1 protein-coding gene is annotated in these 1,042 nt (G+C 60.5%); it reads left to right on the top strand.

Annotation, left to right across the window (positions count from 1 at the left end):
* Positions 1-650 (top strand): IS110 family transposase (locus tag M2427_RS42085; RefSeq protein ID WP_280712572.1); only part of this gene is annotated, 650 nt, incomplete at its 5' end.
* Between the last annotated feature and the right edge of the window lie 392 nt (positions 651-1,042).

The raw sequence follows: 1,042 nt of genomic DNA on the forward strand, positions 1-1,042 counted from the left end.
TCATCGGCAGGCGGACCCAGCTCGCCAATTCGATCCGTGGCTACGCCGCGGAATTCGGCTTTACCGCGCCCAAGGGGCTTTCGCGGCTTCAACAATTGCTGATCGACATTCAGGCCGACGCAACGGTCCCCGACTTGACGAAGGAGCTGGTAGACGCTTTGGCGGCAGAACTGGCGCGCGTCGATGACCAGATCGCCAAGCTCGACAAGAAGCTCATACAGCTACACCGGAGTAACGAGATGAGCCGACGGTTGGCCACTATCCCGGGCGTTGGTCCGATCGGTGCGACGCTGCTGTCAATCAAAGTCGTGGATGCACGCGGGTTCAAGTCGGCAAGAAACTTTGCCGCCTGGCTCGGCCTGACACCAAAGAATCACTCGACGGCCGGAAAGAACAGGCTCGGCGTGATTACACGCGCCGGCGACGCCATGTTGCGAACCGTTTTGGTGGCTGGCGCGACGGCTGTGATCGCAGATATGCGCCGACGGGAAACTCGCTCCTGGCCATGGCTGAAAGATATCATCGCACGCAAGCCGCCGAAGCTGGTGGCCATAGCGTTGGCAAATAAGCTGGCGCGGATCGCCTGGAAACTGATGGTCAGCGGCGAGCGGTACCGACCTGCAAGCAGCGTCATGCCGGTGCCGACATAGACTTGAACGAAATGCAGAGCTTGGCGCCAGACCGGCAGGTTTGACGCTGGGGGCGGAACTTGCAGGACAGGAAGAGGTGGTACGTTCGGCGCAAGCCGGTCAGTGAAATGCTCCGCTCGGTTTACCGGCAGAAAATGCCGCTCTCGTGTTTGGATCTCACTGTCCGCGAAGCCCATCTTGGCCGGTGGTCGCAAGACCCGAAAACAGGCCGGACATATGAGCGCAAGCGATCCGAGCATGCTGCCAGAGCCATTTCTTGCAAGTCAGGGGCCGTCCACATATGAACCGAGCCGCTCAGCGTCTCGGTAGGGTAGGCGCGGGATACCTCGACGAGGATATCCCTACGCCTCCCCCCAAACCGTGCGGGCACTTTTCAATGCACACGGCTTTCC

It is taken from the genome of Bradyrhizobium sp. BR13661 (assembly GCF_029892425.1).
Classification (GTDB): Bacteria; Pseudomonadota; Alphaproteobacteria; order Rhizobiales; family Xanthobacteraceae; genus Bradyrhizobium.